The 17,541-nt window shown below is 69.4% G+C and carries 20 protein-coding genes and 2 pseudogenes; 16 read left to right on the plus strand and 6 right to left on the minus strand.

Annotated elements, in window-relative coordinates:
• The first annotated feature begins 199 nt into the window (after positions 1-199).
• The gene (locus ACFXDJ_RS07255; RefSeq protein WP_384661840.1) at positions 200-547 is read left to right on the plus strand and encodes a hypothetical protein; all 348 of its coding nucleotides are present in this window, start codon (positions 200-202) and stop codon (positions 545-547) included.
• A gap of 161 nt (positions 548-708) precedes the next feature.
• On the opposite strand, the gene ACFXDJ_RS07260 is transcribed toward ACFXDJ_RS07255, so the two are convergent.
• Positions 709-4,227: a DNA polymerase III subunit alpha gene (locus tag ACFXDJ_RS07260; RefSeq protein WP_384848272.1), complete on the minus strand. Its 3,519-nt coding sequence runs from the start codon at positions 4,225-4,227 to the stop codon at positions 709-711.
• 360 nt (positions 4,228-4,587) lie between these two features.
• On the opposite strand from ACFXDJ_RS07260, the gene ACFXDJ_RS07265 reads away from it, so the two are divergent.
• The 10 genes and pseudogenes from ACFXDJ_RS07265 to ACFXDJ_RS07310 form a co-directional block, all read left to right on the plus strand.
• Positions 4,588-5,175, plus strand: a complete 588-nt coding sequence (locus ACFXDJ_RS07265; RefSeq protein WP_384658621.1) for a hypothetical protein — start codon at positions 4,588-4,590, stop codon at positions 5,173-5,175.
• 211 nt (positions 5,176-5,386) lie between these two features.
• Positions 5,387-5,674, plus strand: coding sequence for a hypothetical protein (locus tag ACFXDJ_RS07270; protein ID WP_384658624.1), 288 nt, complete (start codon positions 5,387-5,389; stop codon positions 5,672-5,674).
• Positions 5,675-6,022: 348 nt separating this feature from the next.
• Entirely contained in the window at positions 6,023-6,541 is a 519-nt protein-coding gene (locus tag ACFXDJ_RS07275) for a hypothetical protein (protein ID WP_384658627.1), read from the plus strand.
• Positions 6,542-6,707: 166 nt separating this feature from the next.
• Complete coding sequence (locus ACFXDJ_RS07280; RefSeq protein WP_384658630.1) at positions 6,708-6,926, plus strand: DUF5713 family protein; 219 nt, start codon at positions 6,708-6,710, stop codon at positions 6,924-6,926.
• A gap of 168 nt (positions 6,927-7,094) precedes the next feature.
• The gene (locus tag ACFXDJ_RS07285; RefSeq protein ID WP_384658633.1) at positions 7,095-7,655 is read left to right on the plus strand and encodes a hypothetical protein; all 561 of its coding nucleotides are present in this window, start codon (positions 7,095-7,097) and stop codon (positions 7,653-7,655) included.
• A gap of 168 nt (positions 7,656-7,823) precedes the next feature.
• On the plus strand, positions 7,824-8,060 hold the full coding sequence (locus ACFXDJ_RS07290; protein ID WP_384658636.1) for a hypothetical protein: 237 nt from the start codon (positions 7,824-7,826) through the stop codon (positions 8,058-8,060).
• 182 nt (positions 8,061-8,242) lie between these two features.
• Complete coding sequence (locus ACFXDJ_RS07295) at positions 8,243-8,641, plus strand: hypothetical protein (RefSeq protein ID WP_384658639.1); 399 nt, start codon at positions 8,243-8,245, stop codon at positions 8,639-8,641.
• Positions 8,642-8,806: 165 nt separating this feature from the next.
• Positions 8,807-9,529: a barstar family protein gene (locus ACFXDJ_RS07300; protein ID WP_384658642.1), complete on the plus strand. Its 723-nt coding sequence runs from the start codon at positions 8,807-8,809 to the stop codon at positions 9,527-9,529.
• A gap of 192 nt (positions 9,530-9,721) precedes the next feature.
• Positions 9,722-11,125 carry an SMI1/KNR4 family protein gene (locus tag ACFXDJ_RS07305; protein WP_384658645.1) on the plus strand — a complete coding sequence of 468 codons (1,404 nt, stop codon included), beginning with the start codon at positions 9,722-9,724 and terminating at the stop codon, positions 11,123-11,125.
• A gap of 80 nt (positions 11,126-11,205) precedes the next feature.
• Positions 11,206-11,325: pseudogene (locus ACFXDJ_RS07310) on the plus strand (IS630 family transposase); the annotation flags it as partial.
• Between the two features lie 2 nt (positions 11,326-11,327).
• Here ACFXDJ_RS07310 and ACFXDJ_RS07315 read toward each other — a convergent pair.
• The gene (locus ACFXDJ_RS07315) at positions 11,328-11,564 is read right to left on the minus strand and encodes a hypothetical protein (protein WP_384658648.1); all 237 of its coding nucleotides are present in this window, start codon (positions 11,562-11,564) and stop codon (positions 11,328-11,330) included.
• A gap of 32 nt (positions 11,565-11,596) precedes the next feature.
• On the opposite strand from ACFXDJ_RS07315, the gene ACFXDJ_RS07320 reads away from it, so the two are divergent.
• Complete coding sequence (locus ACFXDJ_RS07320) at positions 11,597-12,175, plus strand: hypothetical protein (protein ID WP_384658650.1); 579 nt, start codon at positions 11,597-11,599, stop codon at positions 12,173-12,175.
• 124 nt (positions 12,176-12,299) lie between these two features.
• Positions 12,300-12,506, plus strand: a complete 207-nt coding sequence (locus ACFXDJ_RS07325; protein WP_384658652.1) for a hypothetical protein — start codon at positions 12,300-12,302, stop codon at positions 12,504-12,506.
• A 180-nt stretch (positions 12,507-12,686) separates the two neighbouring features.
• Here the strand turns inward: ACFXDJ_RS07325 and ACFXDJ_RS07330 are convergent, their stop codons facing one another.
• Positions 12,687-13,148, minus strand: a complete 462-nt coding sequence (locus ACFXDJ_RS07330; RefSeq protein WP_384658655.1) for a hypothetical protein — start codon at positions 13,146-13,148, stop codon at positions 12,687-12,689.
• A 199-nt stretch (positions 13,149-13,347) separates the two neighbouring features.
• Between ACFXDJ_RS07330 and ACFXDJ_RS07335 the strand changes: the two are divergent.
• Positions 13,348-13,551, plus strand: a pseudogene (locus ACFXDJ_RS07335) (hypothetical protein); the annotation flags it as partial.
• Between the two features lie 237 nt (positions 13,552-13,788).
• Positions 13,789-14,187 carry a DUF2690 domain-containing protein gene (locus ACFXDJ_RS07340; protein ID WP_384658658.1) on the plus strand — a complete coding sequence of 133 codons (399 nt, stop codon included), beginning with the start codon at positions 13,789-13,791 and terminating at the stop codon, positions 14,185-14,187.
• Positions 14,188-14,349: 162 nt separating this feature from the next.
• Here the strand turns inward: ACFXDJ_RS07340 and ACFXDJ_RS07345 are convergent, their stop codons facing one another.
• The 3 genes from ACFXDJ_RS07345 to ACFXDJ_RS07355 form a co-directional block, all read right to left on the minus strand.
• Positions 14,350-14,961 carry a DUF3995 domain-containing protein gene (locus tag ACFXDJ_RS07345; protein WP_384658661.1) on the minus strand — a complete coding sequence of 204 codons (612 nt, stop codon included), beginning with the start codon at positions 14,959-14,961 and terminating at the stop codon, positions 14,350-14,352.
• Positions 14,962-14,966: 5 nt separating this feature from the next.
• Positions 14,967-15,521: a hypothetical protein gene (locus ACFXDJ_RS07350; protein WP_384658663.1), complete on the minus strand. Its 555-nt coding sequence runs from the start codon at positions 15,519-15,521 to the stop codon at positions 14,967-14,969.
• 187 nt (positions 15,522-15,708) lie between these two features.
• Entirely contained in the window at positions 15,709-16,824 is a 1,116-nt protein-coding gene (locus tag ACFXDJ_RS07355; RefSeq protein WP_384848275.1) for an ABC transporter substrate-binding protein, read from the minus strand.
• Positions 16,825-17,034: 210 nt separating this feature from the next.
• Between ACFXDJ_RS07355 and ACFXDJ_RS07360 the strand changes: the two genes are divergently transcribed.
• On the plus strand, positions 17,035-17,454 hold the full coding sequence (locus ACFXDJ_RS07360; RefSeq protein WP_384848278.1) for a hypothetical protein: 420 nt from the start codon (positions 17,035-17,037) through the stop codon (positions 17,452-17,454).
• Positions 17,455-17,541 lie beyond the last annotated feature (87 nt).

The following is a 17,541-nucleotide window of genomic DNA, read 5'->3' on the forward strand; positions in this document are numbered from 1 at the left end:
TGGCCTCCTCGCTGCCTCTTGCTGTTCTCGGGTGCCCCGCCCTGCTTCCACTGTAGACCTGGTTCGAATGTTTGTGCGAATGATTTCGCCAGGCAAGGCCTCCTCGCCGTTCGGGAACGCGCGCGGGCTCGCGGCCGTCTCTACCCCCGGGTGGTGCGAGGAGAACCGGCCGCCGTCGACCGACCGACAGGAGCCCTCCATGCCCGCGCTACGCCGCCCGTCCCGCGTAACGGCGATCTACCTCACCCTGGCCGCCGTATTGCTGGCCGGCGTCTTCGCCGTTCGGCAGGGCACGGCGGCGGGCCTTCTCCCCGAAGCGACGTGGGGCGACCGGCAGTACCAGGACGTGCTGCACTGGTCGGCGTTCATCCGCGTCAACAATTGGTCGCACGCCGCCGAAGCGGATATCCAGATGGGCAAGGCCGAGTCGATCACACTCAAGGCGTACGGCGAGGACGCCCACGGCACCACGCACATGGACCCCACCACCTTCACCCTCACCCCCGACGGGAAGCTCACCGGGCGCCGACTCGCCGGCACTGACTGACACTTGACGCCGCTGAACAACACTTGACAGGTGACCGCTCGACCGCGGGGTGCTCCGGGGCGGCCAGGCGCTCTTCGTCCCCCGCCGCTCCACCTGCGCCCTGCTGCCCGAGCCCGGCTCCCGGCACGCGGTGCTGCGGATCTCGGCACCACGGGTACGTCTCAGCCCGGCGAACCGGGGCTGGTGTAGCCGAGGGACCTGAGGTCGGCGGAGCGGGTCCCGGCGGGCTGGAGGTCCGCGTAGGGGTGGAGGCGCGCCCCGCTGGTGCCGTTGGCGAGGGTGCGCGCCGGGGCGGCGCCCTGGGCGGGGGTGGGGGCCGGACCGGCGCGGCCGAGGAGGGCGAGGGCGGCCTCGGGGCCGTGGTCGCGGCGGGCGGCCGCGACCTCCTCCAGGTCCCAGACCATCCGGCCGACGACGGTACGGCGCGGGCCGCGGGCCTCGACCGTACCGCGGACCAGGAGCAGTCCGGAGTGGAAGACCGTGTGGGCGCAGGCTTCGTGGCTGTCTTCGAAGAAGGCGATGTCCACGAGGCCGTGGCCGTCCTCCAGGGTCACGAAGATGACGCGTTTCCCCGAGGGGATCGGGGGCGTCTGCGTAGAGGCCCGGACGCCCGCGACGAGCACCTGGCGTCCCGGGCCGAGCGCCGCGAGGTGGGCGGAGTCGGTGGCGCCGATCTCGCGGAGCAGCCGGTGGTGGTGGTCCATCAGGTGCTGGGAGACGTCGATGGACAGGACCTCGATCTCGGCGGCGAGGGCCTCGCGGCTGCTCATCTCCGGCAGTCCCGAGGATCCGGCGGTGACGAGTTCGCCACCGAGGGCGAGTTGGCCGTCGGTCGCGCGGGCCCGGGTGTGGCGGTGGAGCTCGGCGACCTGGAGCAGCAGGTCGCGGCGGGTGAGCGGGCCGCGCAGGGCGTCGAGGGCGCCGATCCGGATGAGGCGCTCGGCGATCGGCAGGGCCGGGCGGGCCCGCTCCCAGAAGTCCTGTAGTCCGGCGTACGGCCGCCCGGCCGCGATCCGGGCCACCTGTTCCTCGCTGATCCCCTTCACCGAGGACAGCGAGATGCGCACTCCCCACGCACCGTCCGGCACGCGCTCGACGTGGTAGCCGGGCTCGGAGCGGTTGACGTCCACGGGCAGGACCGGGACGCCGTGGCGGCGGGCGTCGGAGACGATCACCCGGGCGGGCCACATTCCGGGGTCGTGCTCCAGCAGGCCGGCGTAGAGGGCGGCGGGATGGTGGGCCTTGAGCCAGGCCGACTGCAGGGCGGGCACGGCGAAGGCGACGGCGTGCGCGCGGCAGAACCCGTACGCGCCGAACGCCGCGACGATCCCCCAGACCTCGTCGAGGACGGCCGGGCCGTAACCGCGGGCCCCGGCCTCGCGCCGGAACCACGCCTCCACCCGGGGCAGCCGGTCGGGGCCGGCGAGGGCGCGGCGGGCGAGCTCGCCCAGCGCCCGGTCGCAGCCGGTCATCACCGCGAAGATGTCGATGATCTGTTCGTGCCAGATGGTCACGCCGTAGGTGTCGGCGAGGACGGGCTCCAGGTCGCGGTGGGGGTAGCGGGGGGCGGCGCCGTGGCGGGCCGCGATGTAGAGGGCGGGCATGCCGCCCTGGACCGGGCCCGGCCGGAACAGGCTGATGTCGGCGATGACGTCCTGGACGCCGCGGGGCTGGAGGCGGCCCACGAGATCCTGCTGGCCGGGGCTCTCCAGCTGGAACATGCCCACGGTCCGGGCCTCCCGGATGAGCTCGAACGCCTCGGGGTCGTCCAGCGGGACGTGGTCGGGGTTGTCGAGGTCGAGCTGGCGGCCGGTGGTGCGGCGGATCTCGGCGACGGCGTGCGCCATCGCCGACTGCATCCGTACCCCCAGGACGTCCAGCTTGACGAGGCCGAGGGCTTCGACGTCGTACTTGTCCGCCTGGACCATCGGGTACCGGCCGCCCGGGGTGGGCTGCACGGGCAGCCGGTCCAGCAGGGCCGCGTCGGAGAGGATCACTCCGCACGGGTGCATGGCGTAGCCGCGCGGCAGGGCGTCCAGCCCCTCGGCGAGTTCCCACAGCGGGCCGAACCCGTCTGCCTCGGCGGCGAGTTGTCTGAGCTCGGGAAGTTCGGCGAGCGCGCCGCGGATGTCGCAGGCCCGGATGTGCGGGAACGATTTCGCGATCCGGTCCACCACCTGCGGGGCCAGTCCGAGGGCGAGACCGGTATCGCGCAGGGCGTGCCGGGCCCGGTACGTCTCCGGCATCGCGGCCACGGCCACGCGTGCGGGGCCGAAGCGTTCGATGATCCTGTCGTAGACCTCCAGCCGGCGGGCCGACTCCACGTCGAGATCGATGTCGGGGAGCGAGGCCCGCCGGACGCTGAGGAACCGTTCGAACAGCAGGTGGTGTTCGAGGGGGTTGGCCGTGGCGATGAAGAGCGCGTGGTTGACCATGCTGCCGGCGCCGGAGCCACGGGCGGCGACCCGGATGCCCAGGGCCCGGATGTCGGCGACGACCTGGGCGACCGCCAGGAAGTAGGACTCGAAGCCCATCTTCCCGATCACGGAGAGCTCGTACTCCAGCTGTTCGACCGCCCGCCGGTCGCGGTCCAGGCCGCGCGCGAACATCCCCTCCTCGCAGCGTCGGCGCAGGAAGGCCGCGGCGCCGCCCGGGCCGGGGTCCGCGCCCACCACCTCCGGCTCGGGGAAGCTGCGGCGCCCGAGCTTTCCGGGCCGCGCGATGCCGAGTCCGGCCACCGGATCGATCACGCACTGTTCCGCCGTACGCACGGTCTCCGCGAGCAGCTCCGCCGCCCGGCCCCGGCCCGCTCCGGCCGCCTCCGCGATCCGCTCGGCGGCCGTCGACATCGCGGCCGGGCCCTTCAGCCAGCGCTCGCCGCAGTCGAGCCGGCGGCGGTCGACGGGGCGCAGCAGCCGGGCCGCGTCCAGGACGTCGGCGAGCCGGTGCTGGGCGGGGTCGGCGTAGCGGACGGCGTTGGTGAGGACCGCGGGGATGCCGAGCCGGTCGGCGAGTCCGAGGGTACGGGCGGCCAGGCGCAACGAGCCCGGTCCGGTGCCGGGGAGTCCGTACCAGAGCACCTCCAGGCGCAGGCCGGGGCCGACGGTCTCGCGCCACGGGGCGAGGAGCCGCTCGGCCAGGTCGGTCCGGCCGGCCGCGAGGGCCCGTACGGGCTCGGACGCCGGGCCGAGCATGACCGTCAGCCCTTGGTCCGCGTACTGCCGCAGCGCGGGCCAGGAGACGACCGGCGGCCCGTCGGCGGTGCCCGCGTGGGCGGCGGAGACCAGCCGGCACAGCCGGGCCCAGCCGCCCGTGTCCCGCGCGAGGAGGGTGACCCGCAGCGGCGGCTCGACGACGTGCGCGCCGCCCCTGGCGGGCGTACGTGGTCGGGGGTGGGGGTGGTACTGGGCGTGGGGCTGGGCGTGGGCGGCGGATACGCCGATGGCGATGGCGGCGGATGCGAACGGGGCGACGGCCACGTCCACGCCGAAGACCGGCCGGATCCCGGCCCCGCCGGCGGCCTTCGCGAAGCGGACGGCACCGGCGACGGTGTCGCGGTCGGTGAGCGCGAGGGTGCCGACATCCCGCTCGGCAGCCCGTTTCACCAGGTCAGAGGGGTGCGATACGCCGTAGCGGGCGGAGTAGCCGCTCATGGCATGAAGGTGCACGCCGACGCCCATGCGCCACCTCCGATCGACTGGCCACCCCTTTCCAGCCACCCTGGCCAGATGCGTTCACCGTATCGAACAATAATCGAACAGTGCGACTCTGGTCGCCTGGGCGAATCAGCGGGCCGGCCTGATGAGACTTAGCGTTCTAGTCGGCATGCGAGGTGGACAACGCCCGCCTCTACCAGCGATGACTTCGACGAAATGCCTGTGCGGTCCGTCCCGGGTCTACTGTGCTGGCTGCATGGACTCAGCAGAGTCACGAGATCCCGGACTCCAGCCCGTGTGGTCGCACCTCTGCACCCTTGACGATCTTGTCTTGCATCATGGCGTTGATCCGGCTGCCTCCGGATGCCTGGATACGGGTCCGGGATGGGCACGGCGGTGGACGGCGAGGTGGAAGACCTCGGGCGCCGAGGTGATGTGTTCCGTTCGAGACCTCAGCAGCAGGCCTGCCTGGCCTTGGACTTCACCGGTGGGATGGGGGAGGTGCTGTCCCAACCGTTCAAGCTTCGGTTCTCCGTCGATGGCGGCTGGATGGAGCACACACCGGACTTCCTGGCGGTCCTCCCTGGGACGGCGATTCTCATCGATGTCCGGCCAGGCCATCTGATCAAGGACCGGGATGCGATGAAGTTCGCCGCGGCGGCGGTGGACGCGGCCGCAGCAGGGTGGCGCTACGGGGTGGTGGCGGGGTGGCGCCGTCAGGTGGGTGCGGGGCTCGACGCGCTGTCCGCGCGGCGTCGCCCGATGGCCGATCCCCTCGACCTCCAAGGCCAAGTCCTCGATCTGGTTGAGGAACGCCCTCGGCTGTTCGGGGACCTGGTCGCAGCGACGTCGGTGCCGGCGGCCGCCCGTGCGTACGCCATGCGTCTGCTGTGGCACCGACGGCTGGCCATGGACTTAGCCCAGCCGCTCGCAGACGCCACCTGGATCTATCCCGCCGGGAGGACGGTGTGAGCGCAGCACGGCAGCAACCTCGTCCCGAAGACCTGGACGGCATTCAGCTTGAGCAAGCGAGGCTTCGAGCGGCGCACCTGCTCGAAGTGGAGACGGGATACCGCAGCGGCAGCCGGTACTGGGCCCTACCAGGTGAGCCCCGACCTGCGTACGACCCGGCTCGTACGTCCTTGGGGAGCGTCGCCGGGCGAAGGTGGCCGAGCTGGAGGCGATGAGACGCCAGGAGGCCCGGCACCTGGGCCTTGTTTCGGTCAGCGAGCGCACCCTGCAGCGGATGGCCGCCCGGTACGCTGAGCATGGGCTGATCGGGATGGCGGACGGACGGTGGACCCCGACGCCGACCGGGCACCGGGTGATCACCAAGGAGGTCGCGGAGGCGATCCGGGCAGTGCACGCCGAGTCGTTGCACCGATCGAAGCTGAGCATGAAGACCCGGGAGCGGCTGGTCCACCGGTACGTGCGGGAGAAGTTCTCCGGGAAGGAGGTTGCGCGGCCGTAACAGCCGGCTTCCCGCGGTGAAGGGCCACCCGCTCTACGACCCCGTAGGTGGCCATGTAGCCACGATCACCTCGTTCGACCTGACTGGCCTGCCGCTCCTTGACCGCCCACTCAACGCGACCGCACCGCACATCGACGTGAAGGTGCCCTCTCCGGGAGACCAAGGCACCGCCCAGCTCAAGGTCGTCCTGTACGTACCTCCCCATTCAGGAGCAGTGACTCCAAGTGCTCCCAGTGGCCGGTGACGCCGGCCACTGGAGGGTGGTGTCGAGGTCGCGCGGGAACGGGTCCCGTGGCGGGCCGTGCAGCGGGCTCAGGGGTTGTCGTACCCCGCTCTTATGCTCGCCCGATGACGGCTTACGAAGGCACCCACCCCACCGTTCTTGTCCGAGTGGGCGACCAGCAGGCACAGATCGACGAGCAGCTCGCACCCGCCATCCAGGCCATGTGGGAATGCGGGTTCGACACTTACACCTGTTGCCAGGACGTGGGTGAGAGCAACGCGGACTGGCCGGCGAAGCTGCCGCACATGGCGGAGTGGGTGGAGTCCAGGCGCGGCTGGATACTCGTCGACTTCCCGGTCGACAGCGGCCTCGCCTTCCTCTCGGCCGTGGCGAACGCCGGCCCGCGGGACGCGTTCTACGTCCGGATGACGCACTGGGCGGCTCCGGACGCGTGGGACGTGACGGTCAAGCCGATGGACGTGGCGATGTTCGAGGAGGAGCTGCCATCGAGGTTTCGCCTACAGCTTCTCCAGGTGAGCTTGCCGGCGTACGATCTGCCGGAGCTGATCCGGCGCCTTCACGAGCACGCTGCGGACCGCTCGGTATCGCCCGCCCCCACCGACTGGAGCACCGTCGGCCGATAGGGCCCTTTTGTGAGAGTCCCGGTCCTGTGGGATCTGGCGTCGCCATGCCGATCACAAACCAGCAGGTAGCGGGACACGCGTTCCTGCGGCAGATGTACGACGACTCATATTTCCAGATCGTGTAGTCGACCAAGGTAAGGCGATCCTGCTGAGGCTGTGCGAACGAATGGAGACCGAGAAGCCGTCCGACCTGGGGATCTTGTATCCGCTCACCCAGGCCGCGACGGAGGAATTCAACCTGCTGGAGCGGGAGTTCGCGGCGGCCGGAAGCGGGATCGAGACGGCTGCACGTGAGTGGATCTGTGACGAGTTTCGTCGCGTCGCGTCGGCATACGGGTTCACGGATGCGGATTCGGAGATGCTGGCCGCTGGCCAGGGCTGGTGAACGATGGCGGGACCGCGCCCTCGACGTTCTGTGGGCCCTCATCCGCGACCAAATCCGATCGCCAGTCCAGCCACCGCGGCCGGGCGTGACACCCACCGCACGAACCCTGTCGGCCTGGTGAGGGTAGGTTGATCACCAGGTGGCCGGAGGCCCTGGGGAGGAGCTGCTGTGACAGAGATCGAGGTCCCGAGTCCTGAGCCCGACTGGCAGCCGGCAACGCAACCGCCCTACTACACCGGCAAGAACCCCGCCAACCAGTACAGCGTCTGGCAGCACTCCGCTCCACTGTTCCAGATGATCGGAGCGCTGGCGCTGTCGGTACAGTCCATTGCCCAGCGGCTACGTCTGCACGTGGAGCGGTCGTGGGACGGGCTCGACGAGCTGGACGTCGTTCTGTTCCGGCTGGACGGTTTCAGCTTCGCGATCAGCAAGCACGATGGCAATCCACTCGGCGTGTCGTACGTCTGGCTCACCCAACCGCACGAGCGGGCAGACACGGCCCTGGATGCCCTCCTGACGGTAGTCGGGATCGGCGAGGACGCCGTCGCGTTCCGCGGAGACGCTCATGATTTTCGGGCAGAGCGGATCGCCACAGCACCGGAGACCGACTCCCCTGACGCGGTTTCGGCCATCACTTTGCCGGCCTCGCTGTGGGCAAGGTTCCGCCGTGCCATCGGCACGACATCAGTCGCCCAAAAGACACCCTCAACACTTCAGTCACGGCTGTGACTCTGCGCTACAGTTGACCCCTGAGCCTCACTGCAAGCGGGATCGAGACGGCTGCACGTGAGTGGATCTGTGACGAGTTTCGTTTCGTCGCGTCGGCATCGGAATCCGAAACTCCTACGGCTTCCGCCCCCTGGCAGAAGATCGTGGCTTCCGGACGATGCCTCGGATGTGCTGCGCGGTGTGTTCGCCGGCTACGGCGGCCCCCACGATGTGCACGGGACCACCTGGCTAACCTGGGCCGAGCTGGACACCACGGACTGGCAGGAAACCAACGCCTCAGACACACGAACCCGCGCCTCAGCCGCAGGGATCGACACCGACTGGGGCCGGGTCTGGAGCGTCATGAGCATCCTCAGCGAAGTCCACGGAGCCGAGAACGTACGCCTCGTCGTCTGGTTCCACTGATCCATGGCTGAGCGCTGTACTCGGCCAGGCGGGCCAAGTACAGCGCTAAGTCACACCTCTTGATGTCCTGTGCCGGCGAAGGCTGCTCTTTGCCACCGAAGGCCGATGATCAGTAGGTTCGTGCCATCGAATTTTGAGCGGCGTCCGGCCTCCAGGCCGCCCTTCGACAACCAGGAGCCTGCATGTCGATCGCACTCGACTTCCCGGAATTTCCCTTTGAGGAGCCTCCCGGGTCGATCAACTGCCTGCAGAAGCCCTGGAATGGCGTCCTCGTCAAGGTGGACGGAATACCCTTCACGACCGGCGACAAGGTCACCTTCGAGGTCACGGTCTACAGCGACGCCACCGGGCAGACCTTGGCCGCGAAGACCCAGGGTGTCGTGAGCGTCACCGCTGACGCCACCTCCGTCAGCTACACCATCCCCTGGGACGGCGTCCTGGACGCCGTCACCGAGGGCTCCATCACGGTCTCCTACACCCTCAGCCCCGCCGACGGCACCACGCCATCGACCTCGCAGGAAGCCATGGTCCAGTACTCCCGCCAGCAGCCCGGCGGCACCGTCTGCGGTCCGGACAGCTGAGCCGCGTCGGGCAAGTCCTCGCGCCAGCGACCGCAGAACCCCCGCATCGCCATCTGCGCGGGCGACGGCGCAGCACCAGGACTGCCCTTCCCGACGTCGCCGTGACTGCTCAGGGCGCGGGCGAATCACGAATGCGCCCGGATCGGTCGAGTGCGAACATGCCGCATGAGCAGCTTCCTTCCCACCCTCACCGAACGCCGATCGCCCTGGGTCACCTTTACCTCCTCGGCCGATCCCTGGGTCACTACGGCCGTGGCCGAGCTGCGAGCCCGGGGTGGGATTGTGTTGCGGTTGGACGGCAAGGAGCTACACGAAAAGGGATGCATGTTCCGGGCATTCGCCCGTGAGCTGGGCTTCCCCGGCTACTTCGGGCACAACTGGAACGCCTTGGTGGACTGCCTCGGCGACTGGCACGGGCCCGGGCACGGCAAACAGGACGTGGCGGTGTTGATCGACGGCGCGGACACACTGCTGGACGTGGAGTTCCTCGGTGACCTCGTATCTGTCTTGTGTGACGGCGCCTGGCGGGCCAACTTCATGGTCGACCTTGATGGTGAGCCACACTTGTACGGTTCCCCTTTCGCGCTCCACTTCGTCTTCCTCCTCGACCACGTAGCACCCGCCGAGTTCACCGAGGCCGCCGCGACAGACGAGGACGTGTCCGCGGCCATGGTGGACGGCAGACTGGTCCTCACCCTGACCGCCTGGGCGGAGACCCTGTCTGGCCGCCGGCTGGTTACGGCTCCCGGACACCCTGAGCGGATCACCCCGCCGACGGCAGCGAGCCCTCGACCTCGGAGGCCGCCATGGTCTAGTGCTCCCGCCAGCGACCGAGGAAGCAACGCATCGCCATCTGCGCGGGCGCCGGCGCAGCCGCTCAACACTTGAGATTTAGCGTTCTAGTTGACGTTTTAGCGTCGTAGTTGGCCTCGATGCGCGTTCTAGTTGGCCTTGAGCGTCATGGTTGGCCCGACGTCTGCACGCTCGTTGGCACGTACTGCTCGGTGATGCTCAGTGGCCTGCCCGCGGCATGTGGGGCCGGTGCCTTCTGATGTCAGCGGCCCCGCGTACGGTCTGCGCATGGTTGATCAGCGGTTCTCCACGGCATCGATAGGCGACTTCGCGACCTGGGAGCCGGTGCTGCGGCTCCTTCTGGCCGAACAGGCGCGGGGGCGTGTTGCCAGGCCCGTTCGAGTAGCCGGGCGTATAGGGCGAGGGGGCTGGAGCCTGGCTCTGACGCGACGGATGCCGCCGCCGGGCCGGGCCGCGCAGGTGGAGGACATGCGGGAGGAGCTCGACGCGGTGGAGCGGGTGCAGGGCGCGCTCGCGGCCGCTGGAGTCGACGACGTCTCGTTCACGGCGGAGATACACCCGACCGGGAAGACCGTGCTCCGCCTGCTCGGTCCCAGCCCCGCCGTCGAACCCGGCATAGGTACCCCGCACCCGGGGGCGCTCATCCTGGTCGACGGCGCTCTCCCCGAGCCCTGGCGCCGCCTCCCCGAACCGGCTCCCGGGGCAGCGCCGGCCCCTTCGTCGGACCTGGCGTTGCTGGAGCGGACACTGCGTGAACGCCTGCCGCACGCCATCGGCGCGACGGAGGAAGAGATATCCGCCGCCGAATCGCGCCTGGGCGTCGCGCTCCCCGACGAGCTCAAGGCCCTCTACCGGGTGACACGGGCACGGTGGGAGGACCTGGGTGACGACTACGAGGCAGCGATAAGCGAGTGCGAAGCGGTCGGCTGCGAACTGTTCGATCTCGACAGCTTGTACGTCGCCGACGCGGCGTCGCGCGACTGTCGCTGGGAGTTCGCGGCGATGAAGGCGGTCGTCACCCGGCCCGACGCCATGGTGCAGGGCCTCGTCGGCTCACCGGGCTGGATCGCCTTCGGTGACAACGGGGGCGGAGACCGGCTGGCCGTCGATCTGACACCCGGCCCCCGCGGACACAAGGGCCAAGTCATCATGCTCTCCCACGAGGAAAGCATCGGCGCCGAACTCGTTGCCCCCTCCCTCACCGACCTGGTGCTGGGCCGACTCGGCGCGGAGCCCAGCGGACCCCGAGAGCAGCGGCCACCGGCCGTTGCCAGGGTCAACATCGCAAGCCTGACCAGCATCCAGGCCGCCGCGCACCCCGGCCTGGAGGCCCTGTCCATAGGCGTGTGGGACGATGCGCCGCTCAGCCTCGCCCCCGTCACCGGGCTGCCCCGCCTACGCACTCTCACCGCTTACCCCGGCACCCTGGCCGACCCGTTGGAGATCGCCGAGCTCACGGGGCTGGAGTTCCTGGAGCTCGGCCCGGAAGAGTGGAGGGTCCTCCTGGACGCTGGAGCCGTACCGCGCAGCCTGTCGGCCGCAGCCATCAAGGTGCACGGCGATCAGGACCCCCTGCCGATCGTGGCCATCGCGAACGAGATCCTGGCCCTTTGGGACCGGCCCAAGATCGTACGAACACTCCTCGTGGGAGACCTCGGCCCTCCGGCCTAGTGCTGTGACCGGCAAGGTTCGCCGGGTTGCTCGTGGCGCTGGTTGGAAATGAGTTCTCCAATCGGCGTGGGGAGGCGGGATGGCGCAACCGAAACGCCCGCCACCTCGACGTCCTCGCAGCACAACGACGCGAACGCGCCCGCATCCGTAGCGAGAGAGGCGTCCGCTTCGGCGGACGGACCGGTACTGAAGCGGCCTGACCTCACCGCGTGGACCACCGGAACTGCTCGTCCGGCTCTTCCCGCCGCCCCAACACTCCGGCGGCGGCCAGTTGCAGAAGTACCTCATGCAGAGCATTCCCCAACGGATTGTCCGTCCAGAACACTCCTTTGACCTGTGTGAACGTCTGGGACTCGCTGAAGATCCCCAGCGAGTGGCCTACCAGGAAGGCGGCACCGTCCCAGTCCGTCCACTCAGCCATCCCCTCAGAAAGGTCCACGGAATGATCCTGCCAGCACAGCATTAGAGCTGGTGAACCATTCCGGTCACAGCACCAGCCAGCGGGGCCCGACGATGATCGAGATCCTCGAAAACCTGGACCTGCTGTCCCGGCCGAACCTCGACCTCGCCGGCGTCGAGGTGAACGGCATCGCCCTGGGAGCGCCAGCCTCCAGCGTTCCACGGCAGCGCATCGTGGGCGGCCTGTCCTCCGTCATCGCCCGGTACCGGGGTGGGACCAACATCGAAAGTGAGTACTACGACGCTGTTGGACGGAGCCTGACGCTGGACGAGGTCATCGAAGACGTTGCCCGGTCGGACGGATTCCTCTACGGCGCCGACAAGATCAACTACAAAGTGTGCGCCGGAGCAGTGGTCGGCTTCGCGATCAGCGGCCCACATCTGTCCCACTTCGCACACTTGGCCTCGTACGAGGAGTTCCTGACGGTGTTCGGCCAACCTGATCGAATACACGAGAACGAGGCATATGGCGACCTCATGAGCTACGAGACCTACTACTGGGGTGCCCGGAAGCATGTGACGTGGGACGTCTGGGAGGACCGGGTGAGCTTCATCAACCTGGGCGACTTCGAGGGGAACCGTGGCCCCTGACCACACACCTTGAAGTAAACTCCTCGCTCTCCAGACCGGTCAGGATCACGCACGCGATCCTCTGAGACGTGTCATCGAGCTCACCGTGCGCCGGTTCAAGTGTCTGGGCAGCCGGTGCCCTGCCGTGACGTTCGCCGGGCAGACCGAGGGGCTGACCAGGCCGTATGCCCGGAAGACGCAGGTGCTGCGGTCGATGCTCACCTCGATCGTTCTGTGCCTGGCGGGCCGTCCCAGCGCCCGCTTGGCGGCGGCCCTCGGGATCCGCATCACCAAGGACGCACTGCTGGACCTCCTCCGCTCGGTTCCGCGGCCACCAGTTGGCTCAGATTGACGGCACGCTCGACGTCAGCGGCCAACCCCGGCGTCTGGTGGCCCGCACGACAGGAGATACACGGCGGTCCAGGCATTGCTGGACGAGGGAGAGTCCCTGGCTGCGATCGGCCGGACACTGCGGCTGGACCACTCCACCGCACAGGCCTGTCCTCGCCGATCCCGCCCGTTGCTACGCGGACTACACGCGCTTCCGCAGGGAGTTCTTGATCGCTTGGAGTTCACCCATCAGGCGATCCACTGCGGCGTCCAGGACGAGGACCGAGTCCCGTGCTGACCAGAACCGGAGCGTTCGCTCCAACTCCTCCTGCCAGAAGGTGGCATCGTCCTCAACCTTGAGCTTGAGGTGCCGGGCGAGGTCGGCGAATCCCGAGCCTGGCGCATGTGAGCTCTCGGACACAACCAGCGCCGAGAGCATCGGTCGACCGTGCTCGACCTCGTACATGCTGACGTGACCGAGGGCCGGGAACATCGTTCGGAAGGGTGGCCGGCTCATCCCAGTGTTGATCCCCTCCGGGTCAATCACGAGGCCGAGCGCCTTGTAGCTCAGACAGGCATCCAAGGGCTTCGCCGGGTCGGCAGCCCGGCTCCGGTCCAGTAGTACTCGGTGGATCGCCTTCTCATCTGGCGTAAGTGTGATCACGAAGACTCCTCGTGGGGAGGTGGCCCGTAGGCCAGTAGGCCCGGAGACGGTGCCGCCCGTGGGCGGTGGATCGACAGTAGGGCCTCAGGTCTGGCCGATGCCAGGGTTCGGACGAACGGAAGTTGGGCCCCCGGTTCGATGTGACTGCTCATCAGCTGCCCTCCTCCTGAACACGGTTGGCGTTAGCACGCCACCAGGGGAGGCAGGTCTGGTCAAGGACGTCGCCGACCTGTTCACGCTGACCCGCGAGCAGCTCCTCGGTCTGGAGCGGATGGGCGAGACCAGCGCAGCCAACCTCCTCGCCGAACGATCGAGACTTCCCGCGGGGCCGCATTGAGCCGCGTGTTCTGCGCCCTCGGTTTCCGCGGCACCGGGCGTACGATGTCCCGCCGGTTTGCCGCGCGCCTGGCGGACCCGCGACGTGTGCGCACGAGGCAATCTCGCATGCGGCTCTGGCGTGGTGTCCTGCACGGCCGGTCGGTCTGGCCGGTCACAAGCCTTGGCAATCGACCCGCAAAGCGGCCGCTTTCTACAAGACCCGGAATTTCGCCGCTGATCCCATGGCGGGGGCTGGCAGCACCATGCTCCGGCCCCAAGCGGCGCGCTGAGCGCTGCGACCAGACGGGGAAAGGGATCCACCATGCAGATCAAGAAGAGGGCGGCCGTCCTGGCGTCCACGATGCTGCTGCTCGGCAGCCTCGGAGCGCTACAAGCCCCGACCGCATCCGCCGCGGTCATCTGTACGACGCAGAACGCGATCACCGCGAAGTCCACCACCCTGGACGGGGTCCACATCGAGCTGCGGTACAGCACGTCGTGGCGGTGTGCCTGGGCTCGGATCACGAACGCTCACGTGGGTGACCAGGTGTGGCTCGACCAGTCCGCCGACAGCGGGAAGAACTGGGCGACCATGGAGGTGAACACCGTCACGAGCGGAACCGACGCCTTCACCAATCCCGACCCCGACAAGGGCATCGTATCGCGGGCATGCGTGTGGATCCGTAGCAGCAACCACCACAAGTGCACCGGGGCGTACTGATCCTTCCCTCGGGAATCCGGCGCTGGGGAGCGCAACCCCCGAGGAACGCCTGACCTGCTGTTTCATCCTCGGCTGTGGAGTCACGGCCGGGGGTGAACGGCCGCCCGGTCCCGCGAGCTACCTGGCCTTTGGGGAGGATCGGACCGGTCAGTAGTGGCTCCGCTACGAGTTGGTGGGCGGGGTCGTTGAGCGCTGGCGCAGGGCCGCGAAGTCGGCCTGGGCCGCCTCGACGGCTTCGGGGTGCGGTCGCCTCCGCGCGGCCCGGGCGGTCGCGCCCCACAGCAGGCCCCAGACCAGGAAGTAGGGGGACCAGAGCAGCAGATCCACGCGGGAGAGGTGGTGCGCGATCTCGGTGTCGGACGGGTCCACGTGCACGTTGCCCGTCAGCACCATGGCGTCGCCGACGAAGCCGAAGCCCAGCGCGCCGCAGGCTCGCAGCACCATGAGGGCGCCGATGATCCACATCGGCACGGTCAGGAGCCGGCGTGGCAGCAAGCGCCCCCAGGGCCGGACCGTGGCGAGCGCCGCCAAGGCCCCCAAGACGACCAGGCCGACCGATGTCCAGTGACCGGCCATCGCACCCGGGGTTTGCGCGACGAGCTCTTCACGGCCCGACCGGGGCAGAGGGGCGCTGGAGGTGAGCGCCGTGCCGCCCAGCGCCCAATAGAGTTTCAGCGCTCCGTAGCCGGCGAGGGTCCAGGCGCAGGTCGCGTAGGCGGCCCATCGGCGTACTGGCAGGGCGCGGCGTCGCGCGGTGGGCCGGCCATCCGTCACCTCTTTCATTCCGTGCCTCGCACCGTCTTCGCTGCGGCTGTGGCGCTCTGTCCCCGTCGGCGGGTGAAGAGCCAGGCCATGGCCAGCCACAGGCACAGGCCCACGACGCCCTGCACCGCGGCCCGCCCCGACCAGCCGGCGGGACCGGAGTCGGAGCCAGAGCCGGAGCCGAAAAGGGCTTCATGGACCACGTGGATCTGACTGACGGCTGCCAGGGCGGCCGTTCCCCACAACCCGAGGAGCAGCAGCGGGCGCGGCACCAGGCCGCCCCATCGCCGTACGGCGGCGAGCGCCATGACGGCGGACAACACGCCCAGTGAGGCCAGAGTCCACTGCGCGAGCGCGACGCTGGGGGTGTCCGCGTACTGCGAGGCGGTGACCTGCGGTCCACCGGGAACGCCGAGGCGTCCTTGGGTCGCGTAGTAGCCCTTCTCCGCCGCGTAGACCAGTTGGTCGAAGGCGGACAGGTACGCGGGCCAGGCCCATTTCAGAGGCACCACGGCCGGGCGGCGCGCCGGCCGCCATCGCCGGGCGGCGTGCACCGTTGCCATCGCGTTCATGCGCCCGGCACCTGGGTCGGATCAGGAGAACTCGTCATGCGTTCACGATCACGCGTCCACCCGCGTCAGGTCTTCGTACCCGAGAGTGATCCGCCTCCCCCGCACGGGGGAGGCGGACGGAGAAGGCGCCTGGACGTCCCGGCCCGGCCGCCGAATTCCTCTCCCGAGTAGCAGTTCTGACTGCCTGTCAGCCGGAGTGGAGGATTCGAAAGCGCTCGGGTTCCGACGGGTCCCGGTCGGCGACTTGGACCGGCGGCCAGGCCCATTGCCACACGCTGATGCCCTGCGTGCGGGCGAACCGGATCTGCCCGCGGGTGCCTTCGACCGCCACGCGCGACCAGGATTCGGCCGTGCTCGCCCGGTCCGTGCCGTGAGAGCGCAACAGCTCGGCGAGGACGGCGATCGTGTCGTAGCCCTCGAAGGCGACGAAGGACGGCGCTTCGGCCAGCCGCTCGCGGAGGGCCGCCTCGACTCGTGCGCCGAGTGGGCCCGGGCGCTCGGGCAGGTAGCGCAGGAACGGGATCCCGGCGCCGTCGGCGCCCAACAGCGTCGCCCATTCGGCGAACTCCGGCTGACCGGCCGGAGCGCCCATCATGATCTCGGCGAGGCGAGGGTCGCTGCGGACGGCCTTGACGATCGCCGCCGCCGGCTCCGGGAAGCCGGTCAGGAGGAGGAGGGCCGTCGCGCCGGTGTCGACGAGTGCGTCGCACGCCTCCGCGGGCGAGAGCGCGCTCATGTCGAGTTCGACGACGGTGCCGCCGCGCGGAGCGAGGTGGTCCCGCAGGATCCGGGTCCCCGATGCCCAGTAGACGCTCGGGTCGGCCGCTACGGCGATTCGGCTGTGGCCCGCGCCGAGGAGGAAGTCCGCGTAGATCCGCCAGCCGTGGGACTGCGCCGGGGCGAGGCGTGCGACCCATTCCGTCGGCTGTTCGGTGAGCGCGTCGAGAACCGCGGACGAGCAGAGGAACGGCAGGCCGAGGGCGTCGGCCCTGGCGGCGGCGGAGCGGGCGACGACGCTGTGGTACTCCCCCGCCAAGGCGGCCACGCCCAGGCCGGCCAGTTCGTCCACGGCCGCCGCGGCCTTCAACGGATCGGCCGCGGTGTCCCGGACCACCAGTTCGAGCGGCCTTCCGCCGATCCCGCCCGCCTCGTTGACTTCGCGGACGGCCAACTCAAGTCCAGCGAGCAAGTGCCGGCCCGCCCCGACCCAGCCGGGCCGGGTCAGCGGTACGAGAGCGCCGATCTGGATCGCAGATCCATCGGTTCGCTCCGCTCCAGATCCCGATGGTGGCGGCGTATTCATGGTTGGCGTCTCCCGAGCGACGATTTGGCTTTGCGGTGTGACCGGATCGAAAAATGATCATCGGTGCGCCGAGAGTAGCCGAGCCGGCTCCCGGCCCCTTCTCGACCAGGGGTTTCGCTTGATCGAGTCGCCCGTCCGGGAGGAGCGCCGTTAGCATCGGAACGGTTCGAGCCGTGTGGGGGAATCCGTTCCAGACGGGAGTCCGACCTGATGGCCGCACAACGCCGCATCGCCCGTATCGCCCGTTTCGTCGCCGCCGGCGCCCTGTCCGCAGCCCTGCTGATCGGCGGAGGCCTCGCGGCCGCCGCCACGTCCGCCGCCGCCGCGACCCCGACTCCGTCGGCCTCGAAGTCGGCCGCCGGGGAGATCACTCTCAAGGCCACGCCGACCGAGGTGAAGGCCGGCGAGAAGGTTACCTTCACCGGCCGCACCAAGGGCCTGCCGATCGGCACGAAGGTGGTCCTGCAGCACAAGAACGGGTCCAAGTGGACCACCCTGCACGCCAATACCCTGATCAAGCAGGGCTCCAGCTTCTCCTTCGACAACACCTTCAAGAACAAGGGCAAGGAAGAGCTACGCGTGACGGCCGGCGACTCGACCTCGCCCTCCGTGACCGTCACCGTCCGCTGACCACGACTCCCCCGGGCTCCGGTGGTCCTGCGGTCTAAAACCCCTGGCAGGGCCGGAGGCGGGGCGTTACGATCACCGCGATGACCA

It is taken from the genome of Streptomyces sp. NPDC059443 (assembly GCF_042750105.1).
In the GTDB taxonomy this organism is placed as follows: Bacteria; Actinomycetota; Actinomycetes; order Streptomycetales; family Streptomycetaceae; genus Streptomyces.